The organism is Paraburkholderia sp. (genome assembly GCF_024281035.1).
Lineage (GTDB): Bacteria > Pseudomonadota > Gammaproteobacteria > Burkholderiales > Burkholderiaceae > Paraburkholderia.
In genome coordinates, this window is sequence record NZ_JAMXLH010000016.1 from 143,926 (window position 1) to 170,461 (window position 26,536).

Annotated in this window: 22 protein-coding genes; 13 read left to right on the forward strand and 9 right to left on the reverse strand. The window is 61.8% G+C overall.

Features of this window, described 5'->3' with window-relative positions:
- The first annotated feature begins 27 nt into the window (after nucleotides 1-27).
- Together Q0L30_RS04145 and Q0L30_RS04150 are read left to right on the forward strand one after the other, a co-directional pair.
- Nucleotides 28-519 carry a MarR family winged helix-turn-helix transcriptional regulator gene (locus Q0L30_RS04145; RefSeq protein WP_296651544.1) on the forward strand — a complete coding sequence of 164 codons (492 nt, stop codon included), beginning with the start codon at nucleotides 28-30 and terminating at the stop codon, nucleotides 517-519.
- Between the two features lie 124 nt (nucleotides 520-643).
- Nucleotides 644-1,792: a hypothetical protein gene (locus tag Q0L30_RS04150; RefSeq protein WP_296651546.1), complete on the forward strand. Its 1,149-nt coding sequence runs from the start codon at nucleotides 644-646 to the stop codon at nucleotides 1,790-1,792.
- Between the two features lie 20 nt (nucleotides 1,793-1,812).
- Here the strand turns inward: Q0L30_RS04150 and arsB are convergent, their stop codons facing one another.
- The 4 genes from arsB to Q0L30_RS04170 are packed head-to-tail and all read right to left on the reverse strand — an operon-like array spanning nucleotide 1,813 to nucleotide 4,181.
- Nucleotides 1,813-2,892, reverse strand: coding sequence for an ACR3 family arsenite efflux transporter (gene arsB / locus Q0L30_RS04155; RefSeq protein WP_296651548.1), 1,080 nt, complete (start codon nucleotides 2,890-2,892; stop codon nucleotides 1,813-1,815).
- Nucleotides 2,879-3,400, reverse strand: coding sequence for an arsenate reductase ArsC (locus Q0L30_RS04160; protein WP_296651549.1), 522 nt, complete (start codon nucleotides 3,398-3,400; stop codon nucleotides 2,879-2,881). The genes arsB and Q0L30_RS04160 overlap by 14 nt, the downstream gene beginning before the upstream one ends.
- The gene (locus Q0L30_RS04165) at nucleotides 3,397-3,852 is read right to left on the reverse strand and encodes an ArsI/CadI family heavy metal resistance metalloenzyme (RefSeq protein WP_296651551.1); all 456 of its coding nucleotides are present in this window, start codon (nucleotides 3,850-3,852) and stop codon (nucleotides 3,397-3,399) included. Before Q0L30_RS04165 ends, Q0L30_RS04160 begins: the two co-directional genes overlap by 4 nt.
- Nucleotides 3,849-4,181: a helix-turn-helix transcriptional regulator gene (locus Q0L30_RS04170; protein WP_296651554.1), complete on the reverse strand. Its 333-nt coding sequence runs from the start codon at nucleotides 4,179-4,181 to the stop codon at nucleotides 3,849-3,851. Before Q0L30_RS04170 ends, Q0L30_RS04165 begins: the two co-directional genes overlap by 4 nt.
- 140 nt (nucleotides 4,182-4,321) lie before the next feature.
- Here Q0L30_RS04170 and Q0L30_RS04175 point away from each other — a divergent pair, with 140 nt between their 5' ends.
- Nucleotides 4,322-4,969, forward strand: coding sequence for a hypothetical protein (locus tag Q0L30_RS04175; protein WP_296651555.1), 648 nt, complete (start codon nucleotides 4,322-4,324; stop codon nucleotides 4,967-4,969).
- Nucleotides 4,970-5,012: 43 nt separating this feature from the next.
- Here Q0L30_RS04175 and glcC read toward each other — a convergent pair whose 3' ends face one another.
- Nucleotides 5,013-5,777 (reverse strand): transcriptional regulator GlcC, encoded by a 765-nt coding sequence (gene glcC, locus Q0L30_RS04180; RefSeq protein WP_296651558.1) that lies wholly within the window; start codon nucleotides 5,775-5,777, stop codon nucleotides 5,013-5,015.
- Nucleotides 5,778-5,998: 221 nt separating this feature from the next.
- On the opposite strand from glcC, the gene glcD reads away from it, so the two are divergent.
- Genes glcD through Q0L30_RS04205 form a run of 5 tightly spaced genes read left to right on the forward strand, consistent with a single transcriptional unit; the run spans nucleotide 5,999 to nucleotide 12,448 of the window.
- On the forward strand, nucleotides 5,999-7,498 hold the full coding sequence (gene glcD, locus Q0L30_RS04185) for a glycolate oxidase subunit GlcD (protein ID WP_296651561.1): 1,500 nt from the start codon (nucleotides 5,999-6,001) through the stop codon (nucleotides 7,496-7,498).
- On the forward strand, nucleotides 7,498-8,565 hold the full coding sequence (glcE, locus tag Q0L30_RS04190; protein WP_296651562.1) for a glycolate oxidase subunit GlcE: 1,068 nt from the start codon (nucleotides 7,498-7,500) through the stop codon (nucleotides 8,563-8,565). The genes glcD and glcE overlap by 1 nt, the downstream gene beginning before the upstream one ends.
- 18 nt (nucleotides 8,566-8,583) lie before the next feature.
- Nucleotides 8,584-9,840, forward strand: coding sequence for a glycolate oxidase subunit GlcF (gene glcF, locus Q0L30_RS04195; protein WP_296651565.1), 1,257 nt, complete (start codon nucleotides 8,584-8,586; stop codon nucleotides 9,838-9,840).
- A 1-nt stretch (nucleotide 9,841) separates the two neighbouring features.
- Nucleotides 9,842-10,246 (forward strand): heme-binding protein, encoded by a 405-nt coding sequence (locus tag Q0L30_RS04200; protein ID WP_296651567.1) that lies wholly within the window; start codon nucleotides 9,842-9,844, stop codon nucleotides 10,244-10,246.
- A gap of 39 nt (nucleotides 10,247-10,285) precedes the next feature.
- Nucleotides 10,286-12,448 (forward strand): malate synthase G, encoded by a 2,163-nt coding sequence (locus Q0L30_RS04205; RefSeq protein WP_296651570.1) that lies wholly within the window; start codon nucleotides 10,286-10,288, stop codon nucleotides 12,446-12,448.
- Between the two features lie 148 nt (nucleotides 12,449-12,596).
- Here the strand turns inward: Q0L30_RS04205 and Q0L30_RS04210 are convergent, their stop codons facing one another.
- Nucleotides 12,597-12,863 (reverse strand): hypothetical protein, encoded by a 267-nt coding sequence (locus Q0L30_RS04210; RefSeq protein WP_296651639.1) that lies wholly within the window; start codon nucleotides 12,861-12,863, stop codon nucleotides 12,597-12,599.
- On the opposite strand from Q0L30_RS04210, the gene Q0L30_RS04215 reads away from it, so the two are divergent.
- Nucleotides 12,829-13,062 carry a BON domain-containing protein gene (locus Q0L30_RS04215; RefSeq protein ID WP_296651631.1) on the forward strand — a complete coding sequence of 78 codons (234 nt, stop codon included), beginning with the start codon at nucleotides 12,829-12,831 and terminating at the stop codon, nucleotides 13,060-13,062. The two genes, Q0L30_RS04210 and Q0L30_RS04215, sit on opposite strands and share 35 nt — an antisense overlap.
- 109 nt (nucleotides 13,063-13,171) lie before the next feature.
- Here the strand turns inward: Q0L30_RS04215 and Q0L30_RS04220 are convergent, their stop codons facing one another.
- A complete protein-coding gene (locus tag Q0L30_RS04220) occupies nucleotides 13,172-14,401 on the reverse strand; it encodes an MFS transporter (RefSeq protein WP_296651572.1) in 1,230 nt (409 codons plus the stop codon).
- Between the two features lie 820 nt (nucleotides 14,402-15,221).
- Here Q0L30_RS04220 and Q0L30_RS04225 point away from each other — a divergent pair.
- Nucleotides 15,222-17,396: an EAL domain-containing protein gene (locus tag Q0L30_RS04225; protein WP_296651575.1), complete on the forward strand. Its 2,175-nt coding sequence runs from the start codon at nucleotides 15,222-15,224 to the stop codon at nucleotides 17,394-17,396.
- Nucleotides 17,397-17,785: 389 nt separating this feature from the next.
- Entirely contained in the window at nucleotides 17,786-19,630 is a 1,845-nt protein-coding gene (locus Q0L30_RS04230) for a methyl-accepting chemotaxis protein (RefSeq protein ID WP_296651578.1), read from the forward strand.
- Between the two features lie 110 nt (nucleotides 19,631-19,740).
- Here the strand turns inward: Q0L30_RS04230 and Q0L30_RS04235 are convergent, their stop codons facing one another.
- The gene (locus tag Q0L30_RS04235; protein WP_296651581.1) at nucleotides 19,741-20,247 is read right to left on the reverse strand and encodes a hypothetical protein; all 507 of its coding nucleotides are present in this window, start codon (nucleotides 20,245-20,247) and stop codon (nucleotides 19,741-19,743) included.
- Between Q0L30_RS04235 and Q0L30_RS04240 the strand changes: the two genes are divergently transcribed.
- On the forward strand, nucleotides 20,246-21,814 hold the full coding sequence (locus Q0L30_RS04240; RefSeq protein ID WP_296651583.1) for a PAS domain-containing methyl-accepting chemotaxis protein: 1,569 nt from the start codon (nucleotides 20,246-20,248) through the stop codon (nucleotides 21,812-21,814). The two genes, Q0L30_RS04235 and Q0L30_RS04240, sit on opposite strands and share 2 nt — an antisense overlap.
- Before the next feature lie 558 nt (nucleotides 21,815-22,372).
- Entirely contained in the window at nucleotides 22,373-23,869 is a 1,497-nt protein-coding gene (locus Q0L30_RS04245) for a methyl-accepting chemotaxis protein (protein WP_296651585.1), read from the forward strand.
- A gap of 147 nt (nucleotides 23,870-24,016) precedes the next feature.
- Here Q0L30_RS04245 and katG read toward each other — a convergent pair whose 3' ends face one another.
- Nucleotides 24,017-26,182, reverse strand: coding sequence for a catalase/peroxidase HPI (gene katG, locus Q0L30_RS04250; protein ID WP_296651588.1), 2,166 nt, complete (start codon nucleotides 26,180-26,182; stop codon nucleotides 24,017-24,019).
- Between the last annotated feature and the right edge of the window lie 354 nt (nucleotides 26,183-26,536).

A 26,536-nucleotide genomic window follows, 5' to 3' on the forward strand; every position in this document is an offset into this window, starting at 1 on the left:
TTTCGATAAATATTTATGGAGGGCCAGATGAACAGGAAAACGGCCAAAGAAGCTGACCCCGGCAAGAATGCAGCCAGGCTGGGCGATTTCATGTGCTTCGCCATCTATTCGACCAACCTCGCGTACTCGCGCGTCTACAAGCCCGTGCTGGAAAAGCTGGGCCTCACTTACCCGCAATACGTCACGATCATTTGTCTGTGGGAAGAGGACGACCAGACCGTCAAGGGCCTGAGCGAAAAGCTGTTCCTGGAGCCAAGCACGATGACGCCCATGCTGAAGCGTCTTGAGGCGATGGGTTATGTGCGGCGCGAGCGCGACAGCGAGGACGAACGCAGCGTGCGCGTTTCCTTGACTGACGCTGGTCGGGAATTGCGCGTCAAGGCTTTTGCTTTCCGCGAGGTGACGGCGAAAGCGGCAGGGCTGGCGCCAGAGGAATTCCGCGTTTTGCAGAAAGCCATTGTCAATCTGCGCAGCAATCTGATTCGCGCCTCGGAGAGTATTGTTTTGCCCGATGTGTAAGCGAAAAGGTGCTGCGCAAGTGAAGTGGTGTATAAATTCGCTGGCCGGCTTATCCCAACGTGCCCGCAAGAGACGCTGACCTTGCGGGCACGCCTGCTTGTCTAGAGTGATTTCGTAGAAGACGATGACCACGACGCATTTGAATACATTCGCTTCCGCAACCAACGCGACGGACGCAGCCACGGTTTTGCCCGATCAGCAAGGCACTATTGAAGCGAAAACGCAGTCGGCGCAGGGAATTTTCTTGCACGCCGGATGGAGGACTGCGGGAACGTGGTTGTGGTCGCGATTGCGCGCGCTGGATTCGGTCAATGCGTTCTACGAGCCGCTGAGTACCCTTGTCGGCGAACTGACCTCTGCCGATATTCCCGATATCCGCCCCAGCTACAACTCCGGCCACCCGCCTTTGAATTCGGCTTACTACGAAGAATACCGGCCGCTCCTGCAAGCGAGCGCGCGCGGCGTGCAGGGATACCGGAGAAGCTTTGCAGCCGATCGATTCGGGGAACAGCCCGATAGCGAGTTTCCGGCATTACAAACGTATTTGAACAGTCTTTGCGAGACTTCTGCCGGTCAAGGCAAGATCGCGGTGCTCAAATTCTGCCGATCCCAGGGGCGTGCGCCATGGCTTAAAGCAGCTTTTCCAGATGTCATGCATGTGGGAATTCTCCGCAACCCGGCTTCGCAATTCGCATCGGGCTGGTTGCTCAGGCAACAATGGCGAAACGCGTTCTTCGTTGCCGCACCGTTTCGTGTGCTGGGCTTTCAACAGAACGAGCCGATCGTCAGGCAGGTGATTGCCGAGTGTGGCGTGAAATTGCCGCCGGTTGCGCCGACTTCGTACGATACCTACGCCGCCGCGTGCGACCAGTATGCGCAAACGGTCGAGGGTAGCGACGCCTGGCGGGCATTTATCGCTCTTTGGATGCTTTGCGTCTGGAGGACGCTGAAGAGCGCGGATCTTGTCGTCGACTCGGATCTGCTTGGACAGTCTCCCGATTACGCGGCCGAACTTGGCGCGCGATTTCGGGCGAGCACTGGCCTGATGCCCGACCTCAGCGCGACACGAGATCTTGTTGGTGAAGCGAAGCGCAACGTACGACGCATGTCGGCCATCGACGGCCGCGTGTTGCGTCCCATCAATTCCGCTGCGCTGAAATTCCTGTTCAAGCAGCTAGATAAAGCGGACCCTTTGCAGGCCGACATCGCCGAAACAGTTCGAAAGAAAGTCGCGCTCGCCAACGAAATCGCCGACGAGTGGCGCTACTACTGATGCCGTGAGATTGCACGGCATCAGGCCACCGAAACACGGCGTCGGCGCTCGTACCAGTGTTGCGAACGGTTGACGACGCCGACGACGAACAGCATGACCGGCACCTCGATTAGTACGCCAACGACGGTTGCCAGCGCGGCACCGGAATGAAATCCGAACAGGCTGATCGCAGTCGCGACGGCCAACTCGAAGAAATTGCTCGCGCCGATCAGACTTGAAGGACCGGCTACGCAATGCGCGACGCCGAGCCGGCGATTGAGCAGATACGCGAGTCCGGAGTTGAGCAGCACCTGAATCAGGATCGGTACGGCCAGCATGACGATCACGAGCGGCTCGCTCACGATCGCCTGTCCCTGGAACGCGAACAGCAGCACGAGCGTGGCCAGCAACGCGCCGATCGACCACGGGCCAAAGCGCGCGACCGTTCGCTGAAAATGGGCTTCGCCCTTTGCGAGCAGGTGCCGTCGCACCAGTTGCGCGATGGCGACCGGAATCAGGATGTAAAGCGCGACCGAAATCAGCAGCGTATTCCACGGCACGGTTATGGATGACAAGCCGAGCAGCAGCGCGACCAGCGGCGCGAACGCAATGACCATGATCGTATCGTTCAGCGCGACCTGCGATAGCGTGAAATAGGGATCGCCTTTACACAGTTGCGACCACACGAACACCATCGCGGTACACGGCGCGGCGGCAAGAAGAATCAGTCCGGCGATGTAACTGTCCAGTTGCCCGGCGGGCAGCCACGGCGCAAACACGTGCCGGATGAAGATCCAGCCGAGCAGCGCCATCGAAAACGGCTTGATGAGCCAGTTCACGAAGAGCGTTACGCCGATCCCGCGCCACTGGCGGCCAACCTGTCCCATCGCTGCGAAGTCGATCTTCACCAACATCGGTACGATCATTACCCAGATCAGCGCGCCGACCGGCAGGTTCACGTGCGCGACTTCCATCCGGCCAATGGTCTGAAACACCTCGGGCAGCACCTGCCCGAGCACGATTCCGGCGACGATGCACAGCGCGACCCAGACGGTCAGATAACGCTCGAAAAATCCAATCGCCGGGCGATTGCCGGAGACGGCCGTATCAGTGCTGGCCATTGGCGATCTCCGGTGCACGCTCGCCGATTGCCCGCATTTCACGGTGGATCGCTGCATGGTCGAGCATGTGCAGCGGCAGATTCACGAATTGCATTACGTGGCTCATGATTTGCCGGAACACCTTGTCGAATTCGTGGCGTTTCGCTTCGTCCGATCCAACGAATGCCGCCGGATCCTCGAAGCCCCAATGCGCAGTCAGCGGCGTGCCGGGCCAGAACGGACAGGTCTCGCCGGCCGCCTGATCGCAGACGGTGATCACGAAATCCATCTGCGGCGCTTCGGGGCTCGCGAACTCGTCCCAGCTCTTGCTGCGCAGGTTCGAGGTGTCGTAACCGAACGCCGCGCAGCGTTCCGCCGCGAACGGATTCACCTTGCCAGTCGGATGACTGCCCGCGCTATACGCGCGGAATCGCCCTTTGCCGAGGATGTTGAACAGCGCTTCAGCCATGATGCTGCGCGCGCTGTTGCCCGTGCAGAGGATCAGTACCGAGTAGACCTTGTCGCTCATCCACGGCTCCGCAACGTTGCGAGTGATTCGACCGGCGCACAGCATGCAGCCGATGTCACAGCCGGTTCGTGCGACGTGCCAAAAACCGGCGCGGCTTCAAGCGTGCGAAACGTCTCCCACGCGACGCCTTGCGGATCGACGGTCCACGCCTTGTCCGACTTCGCATAGCAGCACGTCGTGCCAATCTGCTCGTCAACCGGCAAATTCGCCGCCGCGAAACGCGCATTCATCTCGGCCAGTTCGCTATCGGTTTCGACTTGAACGCCGATGTGATCGACGCCGGTTTTTGCGCCACGCTTCGAAATCGCGAAGTTGACGGACGGGTCGGTCAGCTCCCATTTGCAGTAGTCAGGCTTCAACACGGTCGGCTCGGCATTGCCGAACATCGCGCGATAAAAGCGGATGCTGTCGTCGAGATTCTCGACCGACACGTGAATGTGCATGCGTTTCATTGCTTGCCTCCGCAGGCGTTGGAGAGATCGCTCGCGGTGCACGTCGCCCCGGAGCAGCAATTCTCGGTGAGAAAACCGATCAAGCCCGTCATTGCGTCGAAGTTCGCTGTGTAGATGACGAAGCGCCCGTCCTGCCGCGACTTCACGAGTTCTGCGTGGGACAGGTCTTTCAGATGAAACGACAGACTCGACGGGGCGAGCCCCAGTTGCTGCGCGATTTCTCCGGCTGGCATGCCGTCAGCACCGGCGACGACGAGGGCGCGGAATATCGCGAGACGCGAATCGTGGGCAAGCGCACCGAGGGCGCGCACGGCGAGGTTGGAATCCATGCGCGAGAGGATAGACGAAACATTTCAATATTTCAAGCATCGTGGAAATAATGCCGGGAACCGCGGACCCGGTTTTAAAGGGCGCTATAGTTTGAACTGCCGGCGTATCCACAGTAGATAAACGAGAAAACGATACTGCAATGAAACTCGCTCATACACTCAAAGTTCTGGTTGTAACGGTTGGCCTGACCGCACTCGGTGCGCAGGCCGCGGATGAAACCCAGGTGCTGCAGTTTGAAACCCATGCCGCGTTCTTCTCCAAGGAGACCGGGCAAAACACACCGCTGGATCCGCAGGTGTTCGTCGAGCAAGAGGGCGCGCCCGCCGCGACCGGACCGCAGGGGATCAAGCGCAGTGCCGGCCTTCGCAATGCGTTGGTTGCCGACGCACCGACCCTGCCGCTGATGAACGCCATCGGCCAGCCGATGAATCTGACCGCGGGTGCCTGGTTTGGCGCGCATGGGCAAGCGATTTTGACGTCGCAGCCGGACGGGCGCGAGAAGGTGACCGTCGTGCTGCATGGCCTCAAGCCCAACGGACACTACAGCCTGTTTGAAAACCACTTCAACGAGAAGCCGATTGGCTTTACGCCGCTCGACGGTCGTGGTCAGGACAACAATCTGGCGGCCGACGCCGAGGGCAACGCGGTGCTCACCACGATCGCCCCGGCGCCGCTCACGCACGACAACGCCGTGCTGGTGGTCTACCACTCGGATGGGAAATCGCACGGCAAGCTGCGCGGCGATATCGGCGTGACGGCGCACCACCAGCTCATCGCGAGGCCGTAAGAGGCTCGACGCTATCGGTCGCCAGGGCACGCCGTGCGCGTGCCTACTTCCATCCTTCGAGCCGAAGCGTGGCCCGCACGAGCCGCTGCTCCTCGCTTTCGATCTCGCGCAGATAGTCGATGACGTTGCGGATATGCTCGCTCGCGGCCTTGCGCGCCTGCTCGGGCAGTCTGCCCGTGACCGCGTTGTAAAGGCGGGCATGCTGGCGGTCGATCTGCTTCTTGAGCGGCTCGCGGTGGTAGAGATTGTTGACGGACGCAAACACCGAACTCAGCAGCAGATCGGTCAGCGACTGCAGCGTGTTGACGAGCACCGGGTTGTGCGACGCTTCGCAGATCGCGCGATGAAATGCGTGATCGAGCTTCGCGCGTTCGTCCGGCCTCAAATCCTGAGCCTGTGGCGCAATCATCTCCTCGTAGCGCCGCGTGATCAGGATGAAATCGGCCTGGGTCCCACGTCGCGCCGCGAGCCGCGCAGCCTCCGCTTCGAGCATCTCGCGCACCTCGAACAGGTCGTAGAGCGTGCGCGGCTGCGACGCGAGCAGGTGCATCATCGGCGTGATCTGCTTTTGTTCGCTCAGGTTCGCGACGAATGAGCCCTTGCCGTGGAGCGTCTCGATGATGCCGCGTGCGCGCAGCAACTTCATCCCTTCGCGTAGCGCGGTGCGCGATACGCCGAGTTTTTCCGTGAGGCGCCGCTCGGACGGCAGCGCCTGACCGGCCTTGAGTATGCCCTCGACAATCAGCTTCTCGATACGCTCGGCCACGACGTCGGCGACGCGCCGGGTGACAGCCGTTTCTTCCTTCATCGTCACTGGTATGACCACTTTGAGTTAACGGACGCAATTTTGGCATAAATCAAGTTGTTGCTGGTTTTGAGGGCCATGCGGAGGCGCTGCGGCGAGACGCCGTGAAAAAACTGGTATGACCACTGCTGCGGGCTCTGGACAGCGGGGCGCGTACCCAGAAGAATCGGCGGAATTCAAAATCAGGCGCGGCCTGCGCCGGGCACGTGACGGAGACACCGGAAATGAGCTTCATGTATGACGAGTCGATCGACGGCCCGCTGCCGACGGTCGATCGCGCCGAACTCGTGGCGGCGCTGCGCGCGCGTGCGCCCGAAATGGAAATCCTGACCGAGCGCGAGGATTTGCGGCCGTTCGAATGCGACGGCCTCGCCGCGTATCGCACCGTTCCGCTCCTCGTCGTGTTGCCGTCGACTGTCGAGGAAGTGCAGACCGTGTTGCAAACCGCGGCCGCGCGCGGCGTGCCGGTTGTGGCGCGCGGCGCGGGCACGGGTCTTTCGGGTGGCGCGATGCCGCTCGAAAAGGGCATCCTGCTCGTGATGTCGAAGTTCAACCGGATCCTCGATATCGATCTCGAAGCGTGCGTCGCGCGCGTGCAGCCCGGCGTGCGCAACCTCGCGATCTCGCAGGCGGCCGAGCCGTACGGTCTCCATTACGCGCCCGACCCGTCGTCGCAGATTGCCTGCTCGATCGGCGGCAATGTCGCCGAGAACGCCGGAGGCGTGCATTGCCTCAAGTACGGCCTGACCGTCCACAACGTTCTGAAGGTCGAGATGCTGACCATCGACGGCGAACCGGTCACGCTCGGTTCCGATGCGCTCGACAGCCCCGGCTTCGATCTGCTCGCGCTCTTCACGGGCTCGGAGGGGACGCTCGGCATCGTCGTCGAAGTGACGGTCAAACTGTTGCCGAAGCCGACGAGCGTCAAGACGCTGCTCGCGAGCTTCGACGACGTCACCTGCGCGGGCGCGGCCGTGGCGAAAATCATCGGTGAGGGCGTGATTCCCGGCGGCCTCGAAATGATGGACAACCTGTCGATCCGTGCGGCCGAAGACTTCGTGCACGCGGGCTACCCCGTCGACGCCGAAGCGATCCTGCTGTGCGAGCTCGATGGCGCGCGCGATGACGTTGAGGAAGACACTGAACGCGTCGGTGCATTGCTGCGCGAGGCCGGTGCGGTGGAGTTGCGCGTCGCGCGCGACGAGGCCGAGCGCCTGCGTTTCTGGGCGGGCCGCAAGAACGCATTCGGGGCCGTAGGCCGCATTTCGCCCGATTACTACTGCATGGACGGCACGATTCCGCGCCGCGAGTTGCCGCGCGTGCTCAAAGGCATCGCCGCGCTGGCCGACGAGTTCGGCTTGCGGGTGGCGAATGTGTTCCATGCGGGCGATGGCAACATGCACCCGCTCATTTTGTTCGACGCAAACCAGCCCGGCGAAATGGACCGCGCCGAGGCGCTCGGCGGCCGGATTCTCGAACTGTGCGTCGAAGTAGGCGGCAGTATCACGGGCGAGCACGGCGTCGGGCGCGAAAAAATCAACCAGATGTGCGTGCAGTTCAAGCACACCGAGATCGAGTATTTCCACGCGGTCAAGGGCGCATTCGATCCGTCGCGCCTGCTCAATCCCGGCAAGAACATCCCGACGCTGCATCGCTGTGCCGAGTTCGGAAAGATGCACGTTCACGGCGGTCAACTTCTGTTTCCTGGACTGGAGCGGTTTTAATGCAACGCGAACTGAATTCGATGGACGACAGCGCTGCATTGATTGCACAGGTCGAAGCGGCGCGCGCGGCGGGCACGCCGCTGCGCATTCGCGGTGGCGACAGCAAGGCATTTCTCGGGCGAACGGTCGATGCACCGACCATCGACACACGCGGGCATCGCGGGATCGTGACCTACGACCCGACCGAACTCGTCGTGACGGTGCGTGCGGGCACACCTTTCTCCGAAGTCGAGGCCGCGCTCGATGCAGCCGGCCAGATGCTGCCGTTCGAGGCGCCCGCGTTCGGCGGCGCAGCGACGGTGGGCGGCGTGTTTGCGACCGGCCTGTCCGGGCCGCGGCGTCCATGGGCGGGCTCGGTGCGCGACTTCGTGCTCGGCTGCCGCATCATTTCGAGCGACGGCAACCCGCTGCGTTTTGGCGGCGAGGTCATGAAGAACGTCGCGGGTTTTGACGTGTCGCGCTTGATGACGGGGAGTTTCGGCTGCCTCGGGCTCGTGACCGAAGTGTCGTTCAAGGTGCTGCCCAAACCGCGTGCGACACGCTACGTCGCGCTCGAACTCGCACCGGAGGAGGCGCGCGAGCGTATCGCGGGCTGGCGCCGCGTGGGACTGCCCGTCACCGGCGCATGCCACGCCAACGGCGTGCTGCAAGTGCGTCTGGAAGGCGGCGTCGGCTCGGTGCGCGGCGCGCGAGAAACGATTGGCGGCGTCGAGGCGCACGAATCGTTCTGGACGCAATTGCGCGACTTCGCACTGCCGTTCTTCGACGATGCGCGCCCGCTGTGGCGTCTGTCGCTGCCCGTTGCGGCGCCGAATGTGGCGTTGCCGGGCGACGCGCTGCTCGACTGGGGCGGCGCGCAGCGCTGGCTCAAGAGCGATGCCGACGCAAACGAAGTGCGCCGCATCGCGCGCGAACTGGGCGGCCATGCCACCGCGTTTGCGCGGGGCGTCACCGACGCGCCGTTCCAGCCGCTGCCGGGGCCGCTCATGCAATTGCACAAGCGCCTGAAAACGCAGCTCGACCCGCTGGGGATCTTCAACCCGGGCCGCATGTACGCGGATCTGTGAACCCGAGAATTCTGTCCGATGCAAACCAATCTGAGCGAAGCGGCGCAGGCTCTCGAGCGCGCCGAAGAGGCGGAATCGATCCTGCGCGCGTGCGTGCACTGCGGGTTCTGCAACGCGACCTGCCCGACCTACCAGTTGCTCGGCAACGAGCTTGACGGGCCGCGCGGCCGCATTTATCTGATCAAACAGCTGCTCGAAGGAGAGCCCGTCACCGAGAAGACGCAACTGCATCTCGACCGCTGTCTGAGCTGCCGCAACTGCGAAACGACGTGCCCTTCGGGCGTGCGCTATCACGCGCTGCTCGACATCGGCCGGGCCGAGGTCGCGCGCCGCACGGTGCGTCCGCTGCGCGAGCGCTGGCTGCGGGCGGGGCTGCGTCATGCCGTGTCGCGGCCTGCCTTGTTTGCCGCGCTGCTGGGCGCGGGCCGCGTGGCGCGCGCTGCATTGCCCGAAACGCTGCGTGACAAGATTCCCGCACAGGCGCCCGTGGCGAGCCCGCGGCCGACTATGCAGCAGACGGCGCGCCATACGCGCCGCGTGCTGATGCTCGAAGGCTGCGTGCAGCCGTCGCTTGCGCCGAACACGAACGCCGCTGCCGAACGCGTGTTCGACCGGCTCGGGATCGGCGTGACGCCCGCGCCACAGGCCGGTTGCTGCGGTGCAAACGACTACCACATGGACGCGCAGGAGGCGGGCCTTCAGCGCGCGCGGCGCAATATCGACGCATGGTGGCCCGCGATCGAGGCGGGCGCCGAGGCGATCGTCATGACGGCAAGCGGATGCGGTGCATTCGTGAAGGAGTACGGCGATCTGCTGCGTTTCGATCCGGCTTACGCGGACAAGGCGCGGCGCGTGAGCGCGCTGGCGCGCGACCTCGTCGAGGTGATCGCCGCCGAGCCGCTTGAACAGCTCAATGCGCTCGCGCCTGCCGCCGCAAAGAAGATCGCGTTCCATTGCCCGTGCACGCTGCAGCACGCACAGCGGCTGGGCGGCAAGGTCGAAGCCGTGCTCGCGCGGCTCGGCTTCGGGCTGACTGGCGTGGCGAACGCCCATCTGTGCTGTGGCTCGGCCGGAACGTATTCGCTCACGCAACCGGAAATCGCGAAGCAATTGCGCGACAATAAGCTCGACGCGCTCGAAGCCGGACGGCCGGATGCGGTCGTTACGGCCAACGTCGGCTGCCAGACGCACCTGAACAGCGCGGGCCGCGCCAACGTCACGCACTGGATCGAACTTGTCGATTCGCTGTTGACACCAGACCAGGAGATGAATTGAGATGCAGATGAAACCCGCACTCGGCATTGCCGAAGCAAACCGGATCCTCGAAGCGGCGCGCGACGAAGCGCAGCGCAATGGCTGGGCCGTCGCAATCGCGGTGGTCGACGACGGCGGGCACCCAATCGCGCTCGCGCGTCTCGACGGCACGGCGCCGGTGAGCGCGTACATGGCGCAGGAAAAGGCGCGCACGGCGGCCCTTGGCCGTCGCGAGTCGAAGCTCTACGAGGACATGATCAACGGCGGGCGCACGGCGTTCCTGAGCGCGCCGCTCGTGGCGACGCTCGAAGGCGGCGTGCCGGTCATCGTCGATGGACAGGTGGCCGGCGCGGTCGGCGTCTCGGGCGTGAAATCCGACCAGGACGCGCAGATCGCCAAGGCTGGCGTGCGAAGCATCGCAGCCTGAGCGCCGCAGCATTTTCAGTTGAGTCAGGAAGAGAGCGAAATGATTGATCATCACGGACTTCAGGTCGACGAAGCGTTCGGCCGGTTTATCGAAACGGAAGCGCTGCCGGGTACGGGCGTCGAAGCCGACGCGTTCTGGAGCGGCTTCTCCGCGCTCGTGCACGAGCTTGCACCGCGCAACCGCGCCCTGCTTGCCGAGCGCGACCGGCTGCAGCGCGAACTGGACGGCTGGCACCGCGCGCACCCGGGGCCGGTGCGCGATCCGCGCGCCTACCGCGAATTTCTGGCGAAAATCGGCTATATCGTGCCGGTGCCCGCGAGCGTGGCCGCAACGACTGCAAACGTCGATAGCGAGATTTCGTTGCAAGCAGGCCCGCAGCTCGTCGTGCCGCTGTCGAACGCGCGCTATGCGCTGAACGCGGCGAACGCGCGCTGGGGCAGCCTGTACGACGCGCTGTACGGCACCGATGCGCTGCCCGAGGACGGCGGCGCCACGCGCGAAGGCGCGTACAACCCGGTGCGCGGCAAGCGTGTGATTGATTTCGCACGCAACTTCCTCGATCGCGCCGCGCCGCTTGCGAGCGGCTCGCACAGCGATGCGACGGGCTACGCGGTGGCGGGCGGCCAGTTGTCGGTGAAGACCGGTGCGGGCGCGACGGGCCTCGCAGATCCGGCGCAGTTCGCCGGTTTCCAGGGCGACGCCGCTGCGCCGGGCGCGATCCTGCTCAAGCACCATGGTCTGCACATCGAAATCCAGATCGATGCATCGACACCGATCGGCGCGAGCGATCCGGCCCACGTGAAAGATGTGGTGATCGAGGCGGCGGTCAGCACGATCATCGACTGCGAGGATTCGGTCGCGGCTGTCGACGCCGGCGACAAGATCGAGCTTTACCGCAACTGGCTCGGGCTCATGCAGGGCACGCTGCAGGAGGAAGTTGCGAAGGGCGGGCGCACGTTCACGCGGCGCCTGAACGCCGATCGCGCGTACCACACGCCGGACGGCTCGACGCTGACGCTGCATGGCCGCTCGCTGCTCTTCGTGCGCAACGTCGGGCACCTGATGACCACGGGCGCGGTGCTCGACCGCGACGGCAACGAGATCCCGGAAGGCATTCTCGACGGCGTCGTGACGACGCTGTGCGCGATGCACGACCTGAAAGCGAAGCGCAATTCGCGCACGGGCTCGATCTACATCGTGAAGCCGAAAATGCACGGTCCGGCCGAAGTCGCATTCTCCGACGCGATTTTCTCGCGCGTCGAAGACATGCTCGGCCTGCCGCGCAACACGATCAAGATGGGGATCATGGACGAAGAGCGCCGCACGAGCGTGAACCTCTCGGCGTGTATCGCAGCGGCGGCTTCGCGTGTCGCGTTCATCAACACGGGCTTTCTCGACCGCACCGGCGACGAGATGCATACCGCCTTCGAAGCGGGCCCGATGATCCGCAAGGGCGACATGAAGTCGTCGGCGTGGATCGCCGCGTATGAGCGCAACAATGTGCTGGCGGGTCTTGCTGGCGGGCTGCGCGGCCGTGCGCAGATCGGCAAGGGCATGTGGGCCATGCCCGACCTGATGCACGCGATGCTCGAACAGAAGATCGCGCATCCGCGCGCGGGCGCGAACACCGCCTGGGTGCCGTCGCCGACTGCGGCGACGCTGCACGCGCTGCATTATCACGAGGTCGACGTTCAGGCTGTCCAGCAGGAACTCGAACAGATTGATTACGCAACGGAGCACGGCGCGTTGCTCGACGGGCTGCTCACGGTTCCGGTTGTCGAGCGTGCGCAGTGGAGTGACGAGGAAATCCGCCGCGAAGTCGAGAACAACGCGCAGGGCATTCTTGGCTACGTCGTGCGCTGGGTCGAACAGGGCGTGGGTTGCTCGAAGGTGCCGGATATCAACAACGTCGGCCTGATGGAAGACCGCGCAACGTTGCGCATTTCGAGCCAGCACATCGCGAACTGGCTGCGGCACGGCGTCGTCACGCGCGAGTTCGTGCTCGACGTGTTCCGCCGCATGGCGGCGGTGGTCGATCGCCAGAATGCGGGCGACGCGAATTACCGCCCGATGGCGCCGAACTTCGGCACGTCGTATGCGTTCAAGGCTGCGTGTGCGCTCGCGCTCGAAGGCAAGGACCAGCCGAGCGGTTACACGGAGCCGCTGCTGCATCAGTACCGGCTCGCGTTCAAGCAGCAATAAAGCAGCAAAAAACACCAGCAAAAAACACCAGCAATAAACGCGTGTGATTGTCCCCGGAACGGGCGCTGCGGCGCCCGTTTTTTTTAGTCTGTGCCATCTGGGATTGTCACGTTGACGGAGTTGCGTAAGATAAGGAAAGCGAGCGGCGTCAGCTGCGCAAAAAACGGTAGGGCTGCGGCCAACTCGTTTGTTTTTTCACTGCCACGCGAACAGAACCCAAAGGAGGCAGCATGAACAAAAACGGTGCGAGCAGAATAATCGGCGCAATGCTGGTTGCGGCTATCGCGAGCTCGGCGGCTGGTGTGAGTGCGAGCGCGAGCGCGCAAACGGATGTAACTGCGCCGCTTGGCGCGGTCGTGGAACGGGTAGCGGTCCCCGGGGTGCCGCCTCGAAACAGGCCGGATACTTCGATCATTCGCGATGTTCGCCGCGCCTTCAGGCGCGTACCGGGGCTCGACGATTCAAGAATTCACATCAGGGTGCGCTTCGGCGTCGTGACGCTCACAGGCACGGTGCCGGAGAGCTGGCAGATCTCGCGCGCGGGTATCGCGGCAAGATCGGTGCTCGGCGTGAGGTCGGTGTCGAACAGATTGACCGTGAGGAGAAAGCGGTAGCGGTTATCGAGGCTGTTGAGCCCATGTCTCGCGGCATCGCTCGGCAGCGATGCGCCGTCATTTGCCGCGAGCACGGCTCGTCCCAGTTCGATACACGGAAACGAAGCGGTCACCGAATGCGGCTGTTTCCCAAAGAGCGCTCTCGGGGCGTGGAGCGTGCCGTCAACCGGCTCAGAAACACGGCAGCCGCGCAGGCTGCCAGGCCCCCGGCGGCAAGCGTTGCATAGGCCGAGGCCCATTGATGGGTTGCGTCGAAGGCCGCACCGAACGCTGCGGGCGCCAATGCGCCGGAGCCGAAACCAAGTACGGATCGAACGCCCATGACGCGGCCAAGGCTCGCGGGCGGCACTTCATCCGTCATGGCGGCGGAAAGCACGCCCGAGTCGCCGAGGATGAAGAAACTGCCGATCGCTGCGATCACAACGGTCCACGCAGGGCCCCAGTGAATCGACCAGCCCATCAGCAACGAGCAGGCCGCGCCCGCGGCGCCCACAAAGACGAGGACTTTCGCGCGATCCAGTCTGTCCGACAAGGCACCGATTACGGTTGTGGCCAGCATGCCGGACAGGTGCACGACCGCGCCCACGATTAATGCACTCGTTACGGCTTTTAGATGGAGCGGTTCGAGTGCGGCCGCGAGCAATGAAGGCGTCCACGCATAGTGGCCGAGCAGTTCCCAGCAGTGCGCGATGTATCCGATCAAAAGGCAAACCGCGACGGGCGTGAAGGTCGAACGCCAGCGAAATGCAGAAGCATTCGCTTTGCCCGAGTCATGCTTCGCGTGTTCTACGGGCTGCATGCCGGCCAGGCTCAATTGACCGGTCGCGGTGCCCGCGAATACACCAACGGCACACACACCGAAGCCCGCTGCGACGCCGAATGTTTGCGTGGCCCACAACGAAAAGAACACGGAAAGCAGATAGCCGAATGAACCGGCAGCCAGCATCATCCCCATCGCCCGTCCGCGCTTCGACGGCAAGCTCAGGTCCGCCGCGAGCATCAGCGCGGGGGCGTATGAGCCACCTTGCGTGAGTCCAACGAAGATGATTAATACGAGCGCCGTTTCGGGAGAGCGCGCAAATAGCGCGAAGCACGCAAGGGCGATCGTCCCGGCCCACGTACACCAAAGGTAGACGCGCTTCGCACCGAAACTATCGGATAGCCAGGCTGCGGCGAGCAGCGCGATGGCGTTCGAAAGATTGAACGCAGTCTGGATCGTGCCCGCCGTTCCAGCGCTCATATGCCAGGTGTGCCGGAGAACAGGCAGTGCGCCTGCAAACGCCATCGTCCCCATGCACGCGCCGGTGCGCCCGATGCAAAGCCATACCAGACGATTCACGCGTTGCCTCGCAGCGAACGATGCGTCGTTTCCCAGGCCGTCGATTGCTCCGAGTCGTCGATACGTTTCATATTGTCAAGCAGCTTGAGCGATGGCGCACTCGGGATATGACCGTCGCATTCCATCCGGCTAATCAGATTCGAAGGATTCTGCCAGTTCTCCACCAGGCAGTGCATGCTTTTTCCATATCCATCCCGCTCAATTATCGCGCTGGAATTTAAAACGCCAGAAAGCGATTTGCTTTTGCATTTCTGTGATATTTATCATGGTGCATTCCATTCCACTCGGATTTATATCATCGAGCGGTCGTGATTGACGATCCGGCTTGTCAATAATTTGTCTGGCTCATTGTTCGCTCCCTGTTTTAAGCTAAACTTCTCCGCCTGGCTATCCAACATATCGCGGCGAGGCTCCGTTAACCTGAAAGGGACGGGCGCCCGAAGCTTCGCTCGATCATGTGGCTGCACATGCAACGATGGCATTTTTGCCATCTACGAGGCGCGCGGGCACATGAGGTGACACACGTCATATGGCGGTCGCAAACTGCTCGATACGCCGAATCGGATTGGCCGTACTCCGGGCGCGCGCCGGGTGATGAAGCGGGTCAGCATGGAAAACGGGTATCACCGACGCCGTCCGGCAAATCACTTAACTGAATTGAAAAGCGTTCCGCCCGTCGCAGCATGGTCGAAAGGAGCGCAGTCATCGGGAATATGCAGAACGAGGCAATAACGCTCAACAGGTCCGTATTGTGGATGATGGCCCATCAGATACTTTTCAAAGCCTGTGAGGCGGTTGATACCGAGCGAGACCGGGCGAAATGGAATTGAACCCGCTGGCGTTGCAGGACGTCCTGCTGTCCGCGTTGACGAGCAACCTGCCCCTGTCCGAAAACCCCCACGACGTATCGTCTGTCGCGTCCGGCGCGGACGGATCCGCCGCTGGTTTGCCGACATCGGAAGGAATCGAACCGGAAGAGCCGGCGCAGCTTTACGGCGATGATGTAGCGCCAGAGATGGCGGCGCTCACGGACGTTCTGAAGTCCGTCGCCGCTACCCTCATCGAGGAGCTTCACGGGCATTTTGGCCGGTTAGAGGGCGCTGGAACGCTGCTGAGGAGTCTTGCGCAATCCGAGTTGCATCGCCTGAAACAGCGTCATATCGAGTATCTGCTCCTGTTGGTTTCGCCCGGCTTGACCGCTGCGAAGCATCGAGAAATCAGCCTTGAATCTGGACGGATTCAGACGATTTTCGGTCTGGGTTTCCGTGAACTGGCGCATGGGCATGAACTCCTGAATGCCGTAGTGAGCCGTCGTATCGATGCCAGCGTGCATCACGTTGCGCTGGCAACACTCTCGCGTCGTCTGGACCGCGATCTGATCTGGCAGATCGAAGCATCGAGACTCGTGCTGGACAGCTATCAGGATGTTCTGCTTCGCATTACCGAGCTTGCGTGGCACGCAGCGAGCCACGACGATCTCGTCGGCAAGGCCGCTGTCATTCTTGGCGCGCTGGACGGTAGTGTTGGCTGCTCGTTTGGCCGTCCGGGCGTCGAGGGCATTTTCCGCTTCGAGGCCGTTTCGGGCGAACGGATGAAGGCCTATCTCGCCGACCTGGAGGCCACGGATTCCAGCGTGGTCATGAAAGGCGCGAGACCGCAGGGGCAGGGGCCGATCGGGCGAGCGTGGATGGATGGACAGGTCGAGCGCTGCATCAATATCGAAACCGACCGGAGGATGGGGCCATGGCGCGAAATCGCGCGGCGACACGGCATTCGCTCCAGTGCGGCGATTCCGCTGTCACCGCCCGATCGCACGCCGAGCGCGGTGCTGACGTTGTACAGCACGTTGCCGGGGGGCTATTCGTCCGCCGAGCAGATCGCGTTTATTCGCCAGGCGCAGGCGGTGCTGACGTTTGCGATTGCGCGCGTCGAGAGCGGCTCGCGCCCCTCGCCTGTACTGCCGTGGTCCACGCGGCAGCGATGGGCGGGCCTCATCGGGACACCGGCGCTCGAAATGCACTATCAGCCGATCCTGGATCTGGCATCGGGGCGCGTGATGTGTGCCGAAGCACTGGTGCGGTTGCGCGACGGCGACGACATATTGACACCGGGCAGGTTCTTTCCGTGTCTGGTGCGGGAAGATTTTGTCGTGGTCTATACGCAGGGGCTGCATCAGGCGCTGGATCAGCAGAATCGCTGGTTGCGCGACGGACCCGACATTCTGGTATCCGTGAACCTGCCGGCCGAGGCGCTCAACGATCCGCGCTTTTACGACATTACCCGTGAAGCGCTGCGCCGATACGGCATCCGGCCGCAGCGGCTGATGCTGGAAGTGTTGGAGACATCGGATGCGGCTTCGCGCGATAGCGAACGCCGCGGGCTGGAGCGATTCAGGGCGCTTGGCATCAAGCTTGCCGAGGACGATCTCGGTGCCGGACACAGCAGCCTGGATCGTCTGTGCGCATTGCCATTCGACGTGATCAAGCTCGACCGCAGCTTGATTCAGGGGATTGAACGCACGCCAATCGACGTGCTGAGTTCGATCTACCAGCTCGCCAATCTGTGTCATGCGCTTGGCAAGACCGTCGTGGTGGAAGGCGTCGAGAGCGTCGATCTGATCGACGCTGTGGCGCTGCTCGGGGCCGATGCGGTTCAGGGCTACGCCGTTGCGCGCCCGATGCCTGCCGCGCAGTTCACGGACTGGATGCGAAGGCATGGGGACGCTTACGAGGCGCCCGACCGGATGTACCCGAAGGGGTTTCTCGCGAGGCTCGCGAAGCTGCTGATCTGGGAGTTTCATGTGCGGCTGCTGTTCGGCACATCGCTTTCACGGGTGGTTGAACTTCCGGTGGATTACACGCCGATACCGCCGTTCAGATCCGTCGATCCGGGGTTGCAGACCGCGCTGCTGGATGCCGCGATGAAGCACGGTATTGCAGGCCCGCAATATCTGGCCGCTCGCGAGCGGTTGATCGCGGCGTTGAGCAGGGGGTGATGTTGGAGGCTCGGGCGCGTGATCCGCGTTTGCCAGGCTGATTGCAGTTGGAGAAATCCCGTTGTATGGATCGACGCTTTCACCGACATCGTGGAAGCATTTTGTAATACGTGTTCGTCAAAGAAATATTCAAGATGCAACGGCAATTGCCGTTAGTCAGTTATGCGCGGAAGGTACGTGAACCGCGCTACGTGAACCGCCGGAAGTGAACGGCGCGATTCACACTAACAAGCTGTTGGCGCTCGTCGCTGAAGACCGACGAAGCACAGGTTTGAGGATCACCTGACCTGAATCCGGGAGACAGTCTGGAGACCGCCGCGAGGGCGGGCGTCTGGATGAGGCAAGTTCGCAATAATTTTTGAGCAGGCTGTCAACCAAAGGAGTTGCAGATGGGGTTAGGTCTTAACGGCATGCGCATCGGCGTGCGGCTAGGTGTCGGCTTTGGAATCCTGCTGATGCTGCTATGCGCGGTCGGCGGTTTTGCGACCTGGCAGGCATCGCGCATTAATGCCAGCACGGTCGATATTGCCGATAACTGGCTGGCCGGCGTGCGTACGCTGGGAAGCGCGCGTACTGCCGCGAATGGCGTGCGCCGCGCGTCCTTGCGTGCCGTGCTGGAGAGCGACGCCGCGAAGAAGCAGACGCAGCGCGCCGAGCATGACGCGCAGCTGAAGCTGTATGACCAGGCCATGGGTGCGTACGAAAAGACCGTTTCGGGCGCGGAGGAGACTGCGCTCGCTCAGCGCATCAAGTCGGCCTGGTCCGACTATCTGGCAGTCGACAAGCAACTGCTCGAACTTTCCGATGCGAATAACGACGCAGCAGCCCATACGTTGGCAACTGGCGAATCGTCGGCTACGTTCCAGGCGCTAAACGAGGCAATCGCGAACGACGTCGCGTTCCAGAAGAAGGGTTCGGACGAAGCGCGCAATAGCGCCGAATCGACCTACGAAGCCGCGCTTTGGGCGACTGTTTCGCTGATCGTGATTGCTGGCGTGGTGGGTGTCGGCATGGCTGTCATCATCACGCGATCGATTACCCGTCCGCTCAATCAAGCGGTCAAAATCGCGGAAACTGTCGCGAACGGCGATCTGACCTCGCAAATCGATGTATCGGGCCGCGACGAAACTGCGCAGTTGCTCGGCGCATTGCGCAACATGAACGGCAACCTTGCCAGGCTGATCGGTCAGGTGCGCCATGGTGGCGAAAGCATTGCGACCGGCGCATCGCAGATCGCGGCAGGCAATACCGATCTCAGTGCGCGCACCGAGGAACAGGCCGCGTCGCTCGAAGAAACCGCATCGAGCATGGAAGAATTGACGGCCACGGTTCGCCAGAATGCGGAAAGCGCGAAGCAGGGCAACATGCTGGCGGCAAACGCATCGGAAGTTGCCGTTCGCGGCGGCGACGTGGTGGGGCGCGTTGTGCACACCATGCAGGAGATCGCGGACAGCTCGATCAAAGTGGCCGATATTATCGGCACGATCGAAAGCATCGCATTCCAGACCAATATTCTTGCGCTCAATGCTGCGGTGGAAGCGGCGCGCGCCGGCGAACAGGGCCGTGGTTTTGCCGTCGTTGCAGGCGAGGTGCGCGCACTGGCGCAGCGTTCGGCGACCGCTGCGAAGGAAATCAAGGATCTGATTAACGAGTCGGTGAACCGTGTCAGGACGGGTACGGCACAGGTGGATGAAGCGGGACGTACGATCGACGAGGTCGTGTCGGCCGTGCGCCGCATGACCGATCTGATGGGCGAGATCGCCGCGGCTTCGGACGAACAGCACCGTGGCATCGAGCAGGTCAATCAGGCTGTGGTGCAGATGGATCAAGTCACGCAGCAGAACGCGGCATTGGTGGAAGAGGCGTCGGCTGCGGCGCAGTCGATGGCCAACCAGGCGCTCGGCTTGCGGGATGCGGTGTCGGTGTTCAAGGTATCGGGTACGCAGGTGGCGGCAGCCAGGACGGCTGCATCTGCCGGGCAAACGCCGCGCCGGGCAGTGACGCCGAAATCGACGGCGCGGCCCGCAAAAAACGCGGTTTCCCGGTGGTCCAGTTCGGCTGCTGCAACACACGGTAAAGCGGCAGTTGTCGAGGCGCAGCAGACGCCGGTCGCTGGAGCCGCTGGCGCGTCAGGCAAATCAACCGTTGCCGACGCACCGAAGTCGACGCCGCAGTCGTCTCTTTTGACAGCGGCTGTTGCACACGACAGCGCTTCGGATTGGGAAACCTTCTGAAGCTTCAGTTGCCGATGGCGTTCGACGTGCGGACGCCATCGGCCACCCATATCTGAAGGGAAATTCGCGATCCGGCGCGGTGGCGGCCCGGTCGGTGAATCGCCTCTGCCTCACGCGGGCAAGCGAAAACCCCTGCGGCTCTTTTCAATTTTCCGAGTGCGTAATTGCAACGCGCTGCACCGCGAATCGGCAAGGCACTCTCGAATAACCAGTCTGACGCGCAAGCGTTGCATGTTGTACGACGCGGATTGCATATGACACGCGTTCGAAAAACGCTCATGTGTTGTCGTTTTTTCTAACTTCTGGATAATCTGGACTGGAATGACTTCCAGATCGAATTTCGCCTCGGCGATCCGTAAATCCATTGGAACATTTGCGTAATATATCGATTTGTCTGATGTAATTCGAGTTAGTTGTTTTTTAATGATTAAAAAACCGAATTGATTTGCGTCAGCTTGATTTGTAGGGGAATACGGTAAACTCGCCTGCGCGAATACTTGTGTTCGCGCAGGCGGTCTGCGGCGTGTTGAAGCGTTGTCAGGATGAGAACGCCACACGTCCAGTGCCGCTTCTTTACTGAAGCGGAGAGTCCGAAAAAATAGTGTAGATTGAATCATGCGTATTAACCAGCCAGTCACGAATGACGAGTATGTATTGCCGCAGGACGAGGTCATTATTACCCGTACTGACCTGAAAGGCAGAATCGAATACGCCAATGATGCATTTCTTCGCTCGTGTGGGTTTTCGCGCGAAGAGGTGTTGGGCAAAGCACAGAATATCGTCCGGCATCCCGATATGCCGCCGTGCGCTTTTGAAGACCTGTGGGTGACGATCAAGAGTGGCCGTCCGTGGACCGGAGTCGTCAAGAACTGGCGCAAAAATGGTGGGTTCTACTGGGTGCTCGCCAATGTCACGCCCTCTGTACGTAACGGCAAGGTCACCGGATACATCTCCGTGCGCACGCGTCCGACCGAGGCGGAGATCGCCGCGGCCGAACGCCTGTATGCAGACCTCAAGCAGGAGCAAGGGTCCAGGTGGCGTCTGAAAGGCGGGCGCGCTATCCGCAAGGGTATTGCCGGCATTCCGCAGCGACTGCTGAGCCTTCCGGCCAGCGTGCGCCTCGACGCATTAATGGCGCTTCAGGCAGTGCTGATCCTGCTGGTGCCGATTTGCACGGCAACCGGGTTTCTCGCGCATACGGCGGGGGTGCAGCTTGGATGGTCGTTTGCCATCGCAGCCGCATTGTTGTGCGGGGTGATGGCCGTCTACTTGTCCCGCAATATTTTCGTTCCGCTCGCCGAGATGAACGCAAGCGCGCTCAAGGTTCTCGCGGGCGACCTGCATCATCGCTTTCTGGAGCGGGGCGACACGAACACGCAGCGTCTCGGGCGCGTGCTGAACCAGATGAACGGCAAGTACATCGGCGTATTGATGGACACGCGCGTATCGATCGACAGAGTGCGCGACGCCTCCTCGGGGCTCGCCACCGGAAATGCCAATCTGTCCGCGCGCACGGAGCAGCAGGCGAGCGCCATCGAACAAACCACAGCAACGCTGAGTCAGATCACCGATACGGCGAAGCACAACGCTCAATCGGCGAAGCTGGCCAGCTCCGAAGGGGAGCGCACGGCCGAGGCAGCCTCGGCTGCCGCGGAGGCTGTCCGCCGCTCGGCACGGCTCACGGACGAACTGGCGGGCCATTCGCGGCGAATTTCCGAAATTACGGCCACTATTGACGGCATCGCGTTCCAGACGAACCTGCTTGCCTTGAATGCAGCAGTCGAAGCCGCTCGGGCAGGGCAGAACGGACGCGGATTTGCCGTCGTGGCCGGCGAGGTGCGTACGCTCGCGAAGCAGTCGGAGGCTGCAGCGCAAGAAATCAAGTCGCTGATCGACAACTCGCTCGAACTGATGACGGCAAGTGCCCAGGCGGCGGCGAGCGCCGGGGGCGATATGGGGAAGGTCGAGCAATCCATTGCTGAACTGACGCGAACCATTTCAGACATTGCACACGCAAGCAGCGGACAAAGCGTCGAGATCGGCGAGTCGCAGATTGCCGTGGAGCAGCTTGCGCAGATCACGCAGATGAACGCGGCGCTCGTCGACGAATCCACGGCCGCGTCCGCCGCGCTCAACCAGCAGGCCCAGGCGCTTGAAGACGCCGTGAACGTGCTAATGGGCTAATGATTTCGCGGCTCGCGCCGGTTGAACAACGAAGAAATCAACGCGCACCGCACTCCAACAGTTGGGGCTCACATTGCGTGACGCCCCTGGCCATCGCTCCAGTTCAGTCGTAAATCTTGCAGTCATTCCCCGATGGAACGCGCCGATGAGATCGGCAAGCTCAGGAAAATCAGCCTGAAGCTACTCATCGAATAATTCGCACATCATATAAACAGAGCGGAAAATTCATAAAGCTGCATCGCGTCGTTTTCACGGACTTGCGCGATTGCCTGCTCAACGCATATTTATAACGTTCGCCCGACCGCCACGGTCTGGGCTGACGCCCCGGCGTAGAGGGACGACTTCACACGACAGCATTACGCATCCGATGCGTGCGCAACGAAATAGAAGATTACGCGGCTATGTTTGGCGCTTCCTGCATCGACAATTTTTTCGTTAAAGACATAAAGATATGCACGGCCGTGCCGTAAATACGCGTAACTTTGATCGGCCGATGGAGTTGCTGTGAAATTGACCTTCAGTCAGAAACTGTGGACCCCGCTATTTCTGAGCCTTTTGATGTTTGCCGTTTTGTCTGTCGTCGATACCTACCGCGCGCGCGAGGTTCGCTACGAAGAGCGCAAGACCGATCTGATCCATGCGACGGAACTTGCACTCACGATGACCAGGTCTTTTGCCGACCAGGCCGCAGCCGGGACGATCACCGTTGATGAAGCGAAGAAGAAGGCACTAGAGGCAATCAAGGCCTTGCGGTACGGAGAAGGTGGCACGGGCTATTTCACGTTGTTAAATTCCGAGCCGACCATCCTGATGCACCCGATGCATCCGGAAATGGATGGGCGCAACGTCAACGACTATAAGGATCCCAACGGCGTCGCACTGTACCGCGATACGGTGGATGTGATCCGGCGGGAAGGCCACGGGTTCGTCAGCTACTCGTTCTCGAAGCCGGGTACCAACGATATTGCACCGAAGGTGTCGTATGCGGCGCCTTATGCGCCATGGGACTGGATTCTGCAGACCGGCGCGTATATCGACGACATCGATGCGGATTTTCATAAATCGCTCTTTCAGAGCCTCGGACTGCTCGTCGTCGCCGCCGGACTGCTGGCCTCCGTCATCATCTGGGTTAACCGGAGCATCATGCGCTCACTGGGCGGCGATCCGGCGCACGCGGTCGAAATCGCGAGCCGCATCGCGGATAACGACTTGACCGTTGTTGTCGACACGGCCGCGCACGACCGCAGCAGCCTGTTGCATTCGATGAAGCGCATGCAGGAACAGTTGAGCACGATGGTCAAGTCCATGCGTGCATCCAGTGAATCGATCTCTTCCGCGACGGGACAGATTGCTGCCGGGAATCAGGATCTTTCGCAACGGACCGAAGAACAGGCTGCGTCGCTGGAAGAAACGGCCGCGAGCATGGAGGAGCTGACCTCCACGGTCAATCACAACGCGGATAACGCGCGTCAGGCCAGCCATATCGCATCCGTGGCCATGGAGGCTGCGCAGCGTGGCGGCGGTGTCGTGCAGCAGGTGGTCGAAACCATGAGCGGCATCAACGCAAGCTCCGACCAGATTGCAAGCATCGTGGGCACGATCGAGAGCATTGCGTTCCAGACGAACATCCTGGCGCTGAATGCCGCCGTGGAAGCGGCGCGTGCCGGAGAACAGGGGCGCGGATTCGCGGTTGTCGCAGCCGAGGTGCGCTCGCTTGCACAGCGCGCGGCGGCGGCATCGCGGGAAATCAAGGATCTGATTCAGGATTCGGTCGATCGCGTGAAAACCGGCGCGGCATTCGTGGATACGGCCGGTGCGACGATGGACGAAATCGTCCTGTCGGTGAAGCGCGTCACGGACATCGTGAACGAGATTGCGGCGGCGTCGTCCGAACAGAGCAAGGGGATTGGGCAGGTAAGCGAAGCGGTGAACCAGATGGACACCATGACCCAGCAAAATGCGGCGCTCGTCGAACAGGCTGCTGCTGCTGCGATGTCGCTGAAATCGCAGGCCGACGACCTTCGGTCGAATATCGATCAATTCAGACTCGCATAGTTTCGATCGGCCTTTCCACTGCACTTATCGGATAGATAAAGCGACAAGTACAAAAGCCGCACGGCACGAAGCCGCGCGGCTTTTGTTTTTGCAGAGGCCAGCTACCGCTTCCAGCAGATGGTTCTTTGCGATCGGGCGATCAGGCGATCAGGCGAGATCGAAGCGGTCGAGGTTCATGACCTTGACCCACGCGGCGACAAAGTCGTTCACGAGGCGCTCGCGGCCATCGGCGCTGCCATAGACTTCGGCGAGTGCGCGCAGGATCGTGTTCGAGCCGAACACGATGTCGACACGCGTGCCGGTCCACTTGACCTTGCCCGTCTTCCGGTCGCAGCCCTCGTAGATGTCGCCTGCCGGCTTCCACTCGGTGCCCATGTCGAGCAGGTTGACGAAGTAGTCATTGGTCAGTGCGCCCGGCGTGGCCGTGAATACACCGTGCTGGCTGCCGTCGGCGTTGATGTTGATCGCACGCAGGCCGCCAATCAGCGCAGTCATTTCGGGCGCGGTCAGCATCAGCAACTTGGCCTTGTCGATCAGCAGCGCCTCGTCGCGAACCGCGGGCTTGCTCTTCACGAAGTTGCGGAAACCGTCGGCAAGCGGCTCGAGTACTGCGAAAGTCGTCGGATCGGTCTGTTCAGCCGAGGCATCGACACGGCCCGGTGCGAACGGCACCTTGACGTTGATGCCTGCGGCTTTCGCGGCCATTTCGATACCGACGCCGCCGGCCAGCACGATCACGTCGGCGAGCGACGCCTTGCCGGAAGCCTTCTGGATTTTCTCCAGCGTGGCCAGCGTGCCCGCAACCGGCTTGTTGATTTCCCAGTCCTTCTGCGGTGCGAGGCGAATGCGTGCGCCGTTGGCGCCGCCGCGCTTGTCCGAACCGCGGAACGTCGAGGCCGAAGCCCATGCGAGCGCAACGAGTTCCGAAGCCGACAGGCCCGATGCGGCGATGGTGGTCTTGAGCGCGTCGAGGTCGGCATCGCTCGGCTTGAACGTTGCAGCCGGGATCGGATCTTGCCAGAGCAAATCCTGCTTCGGCACTTCCGGGCCGAGATAGCGCGCCTTCGGACCCATGTCGCGATGCGTGAGCTTGTACCACGCAAGCGCGAACGCATCGGCGAAGGCTTGCGGGTTGTCGAGGAAGCGGCGCGAGATTTTCTCGTAGGCCGGATCGAAACGCATTGAGAGGTCGATCGTGAGCATGGTCGGCTTGCGCTTGGCAGAACCGGCTGCCGGGCCCGGAATCACATCGTCCGCATCCTTTGCCACCCACTGGATTGCGCCTGCCGGGCTCTTTTCCTGGACCCATTCGTAATTGAAGAGGTTTTCGAAGAAGAAGTTGCTCCATTGCGCCGGCGTCTGCGTCCAGGTCACTTCGAGACCCGAGGTGATCGCGTCGGCACCCTTGCCGGACTTGTAGCTGCTTGCCCAGCCGAGACCCTGCTGTTCGAGCGGCGAGGCTTCGACATCGGGCCCGAGACTGCTTGCGGGGCCCGCACCGTGGGTTTTTCCGAACGTATGTCCGCCTGCGATCAGCGCGACCGTTTCCTCGTCGTTCATCGCCATGCGAGCGAAGGTCTCGCGAATGTCGTGTGCGGCCGCAACGGGATCGGGGTTGCCGTCCGGGCCTTCCGGGTTCACGTAGATCAGGCCCATCTGCACGGCGGCGAGCGGATTGTCGAGATCGCGCTCGCCCGAGTAGCGGCTGTCCGGCTTGTCGCTGGTGGCCAGCCACTCCTTCTCGGCGCCCCAGTAGACATCGTTATCCGGTTCCCAGGTATCTTCGCGGCCGCCCGCATAACCAAAGGTGCGAAAGCCCATGGATTCGAGCGCCACATTGCCGGTCAGAATGAACAGGTCGGCCCACGAGATCTTCTGGCCGTACTTCTGTTTGATTGGCCAAAGCAGACGGCGCGATTTGTCGATGTTGACGTTGTCGGGCCACGAGTTCACAGGTGCGAAGCGCTGCTGCCCGCGTCCGGCGCCGCCACGGCCGTCACCGCTGCGATAGGTGCCGGCGCCGTGCCACGCCATGCGAATGAATTGCGGGCCGTAGTGGCCGAAGTCGGCCGGCCACCAGTCCTGCGAGTCGGTCATGAGCTTGCGCAGGTCGGCCTTGAGGGCTTCGTAATCGAGCTTTTTGAATTCCTCGCGATAGTTGAACTTCTTGCCGAGCGGATCCGATTTTTCGGAATGCTGATTGAGAAGATCGACGCGGAGTTGGTTCGGCCACCAGTCTTTGCTGGTTGCGCCGCCGCCGATGGCCTGGGCGGCGGCATGGCTGGTAAATGGGCACTTGGCTTCAGATGACATGTCGCTCTCACTTGGTTGATAGACATCGTGAAATCCACAGCTTGCGCAGCCTGCGGGGGGATAGCCGATCATGCCGGAACGCATCTGGCACGAACAATTGAATTTCTTTATGAAGGCGATTCGAAAAGCATTGTGAACAGGTTGGTGATGTGTCGGATCTTTGACAACGCGTCGGCATGGACGTGTTGTTCATGGCCTGGAACGGATGATCTGTCGCCTATGAATCTGACCGATGCCTGCGAGCAGATCGTATAGGAATTCTGATTATTGAGGGTGTAGCGTGTGCGGGCTCATATCCGGCGCCGGTCGACGTATGCGAATGGAGTGAATGGGAAAACGATTTGGGGCGATGCG

Excerpts from the sequence above, each read along its gene's own strand:
- Q0L30_RS04145 (WP_296651544.1), top strand. The coding sequence starts at position 28 with ATGAACAGGAAAACGGCCAAAGAAGCTGACCCCGGCAAGAATGCAGCC.
- Q0L30_RS04150 (WP_296651546.1), top strand. The coding sequence starts at position 644 with ATGACCACGACGCATTTGAATACATTCGCTTCCGCAACCAACGCGACG.
- arsB (WP_296651548.1), bottom strand. The coding sequence starts at position 2,892 with ATGGCCAGCACTGATACGGCCGTCTCCGGCAATCGCCCGGCGATTGGA.
- Q0L30_RS04160 (WP_296651549.1), bottom strand. The coding sequence starts at position 3,400 with ATGAGCGACAAGGTCTACTCGGTACTGATCCTCTGCACGGGCAACAGC.
- Q0L30_RS04165 (WP_296651551.1), bottom strand. The coding sequence starts at position 3,852 with ATGAAACGCATGCACATTCACGTGTCGGTCGAGAATCTCGACGACAGC.
- Q0L30_RS04170 (WP_296651554.1), bottom strand. The coding sequence starts at position 4,181 with ATGGATTCCAACCTCGCCGTGCGCGCCCTCGGTGCGCTTGCCCACGAT.
- Q0L30_RS04175 (WP_296651555.1), top strand. The coding sequence starts at position 4,322 with ATGAAACTCGCTCATACACTCAAAGTTCTGGTTGTAACGGTTGGCCTG.
- glcC (WP_296651558.1), bottom strand. The coding sequence starts at position 5,777 with ATGAAGGAAGAAACGGCTGTCACCCGGCGCGTCGCCGACGTCGTGGCC.
- glcD (WP_296651561.1), top strand. The coding sequence starts at position 5,999 with ATGAGCTTCATGTATGACGAGTCGATCGACGGCCCGCTGCCGACGGTC.
- glcE (WP_296651562.1), top strand. The coding sequence starts at position 7,498 with ATGCAACGCGAACTGAATTCGATGGACGACAGCGCTGCATTGATTGCA.
- glcF (WP_296651565.1), top strand. The coding sequence starts at position 8,584 with ATGCAAACCAATCTGAGCGAAGCGGCGCAGGCTCTCGAGCGCGCCGAA.
- Q0L30_RS04200 (WP_296651567.1), top strand. The coding sequence starts at position 9,842 with ATGCAGATGAAACCCGCACTCGGCATTGCCGAAGCAAACCGGATCCTC.
- Q0L30_RS04205 (WP_296651570.1), top strand. The coding sequence starts at position 10,286 with ATGATTGATCATCACGGACTTCAGGTCGACGAAGCGTTCGGCCGGTTT.
- Q0L30_RS04210 (WP_296651639.1), bottom strand. The coding sequence starts at position 12,863 with ATGATCGAAGTATCCGGCCTGTTTCGAGGCGGCACCCCGGGGACCGCT.
- Q0L30_RS04225 (WP_296651575.1), top strand. The coding sequence starts at position 15,222 with ATGGAATTGAACCCGCTGGCGTTGCAGGACGTCCTGCTGTCCGCGTTG.
- Q0L30_RS04230 (WP_296651578.1), top strand. The coding sequence starts at position 17,786 with ATGGGGTTAGGTCTTAACGGCATGCGCATCGGCGTGCGGCTAGGTGTC.
- Q0L30_RS04240 (WP_296651583.1), top strand. The coding sequence starts at position 20,246 with ATGCGTATTAACCAGCCAGTCACGAATGACGAGTATGTATTGCCGCAG.
- Q0L30_RS04235 (WP_296651581.1), bottom strand. The coding sequence starts at position 20,247 with ATGATTCAATCTACACTATTTTTTCGGACTCTCCGCTTCAGTAAAGAA.
- Q0L30_RS04245 (WP_296651585.1), top strand. The coding sequence starts at position 22,373 with ATGTTTGCCGTTTTGTCTGTCGTCGATACCTACCGCGCGCGCGAGGTT.
- katG (WP_296651588.1), bottom strand. The coding sequence starts at position 26,182 with ATGTCATCTGAAGCCAAGTGCCCATTTACCAGCCATGCCGCCGCCCAG.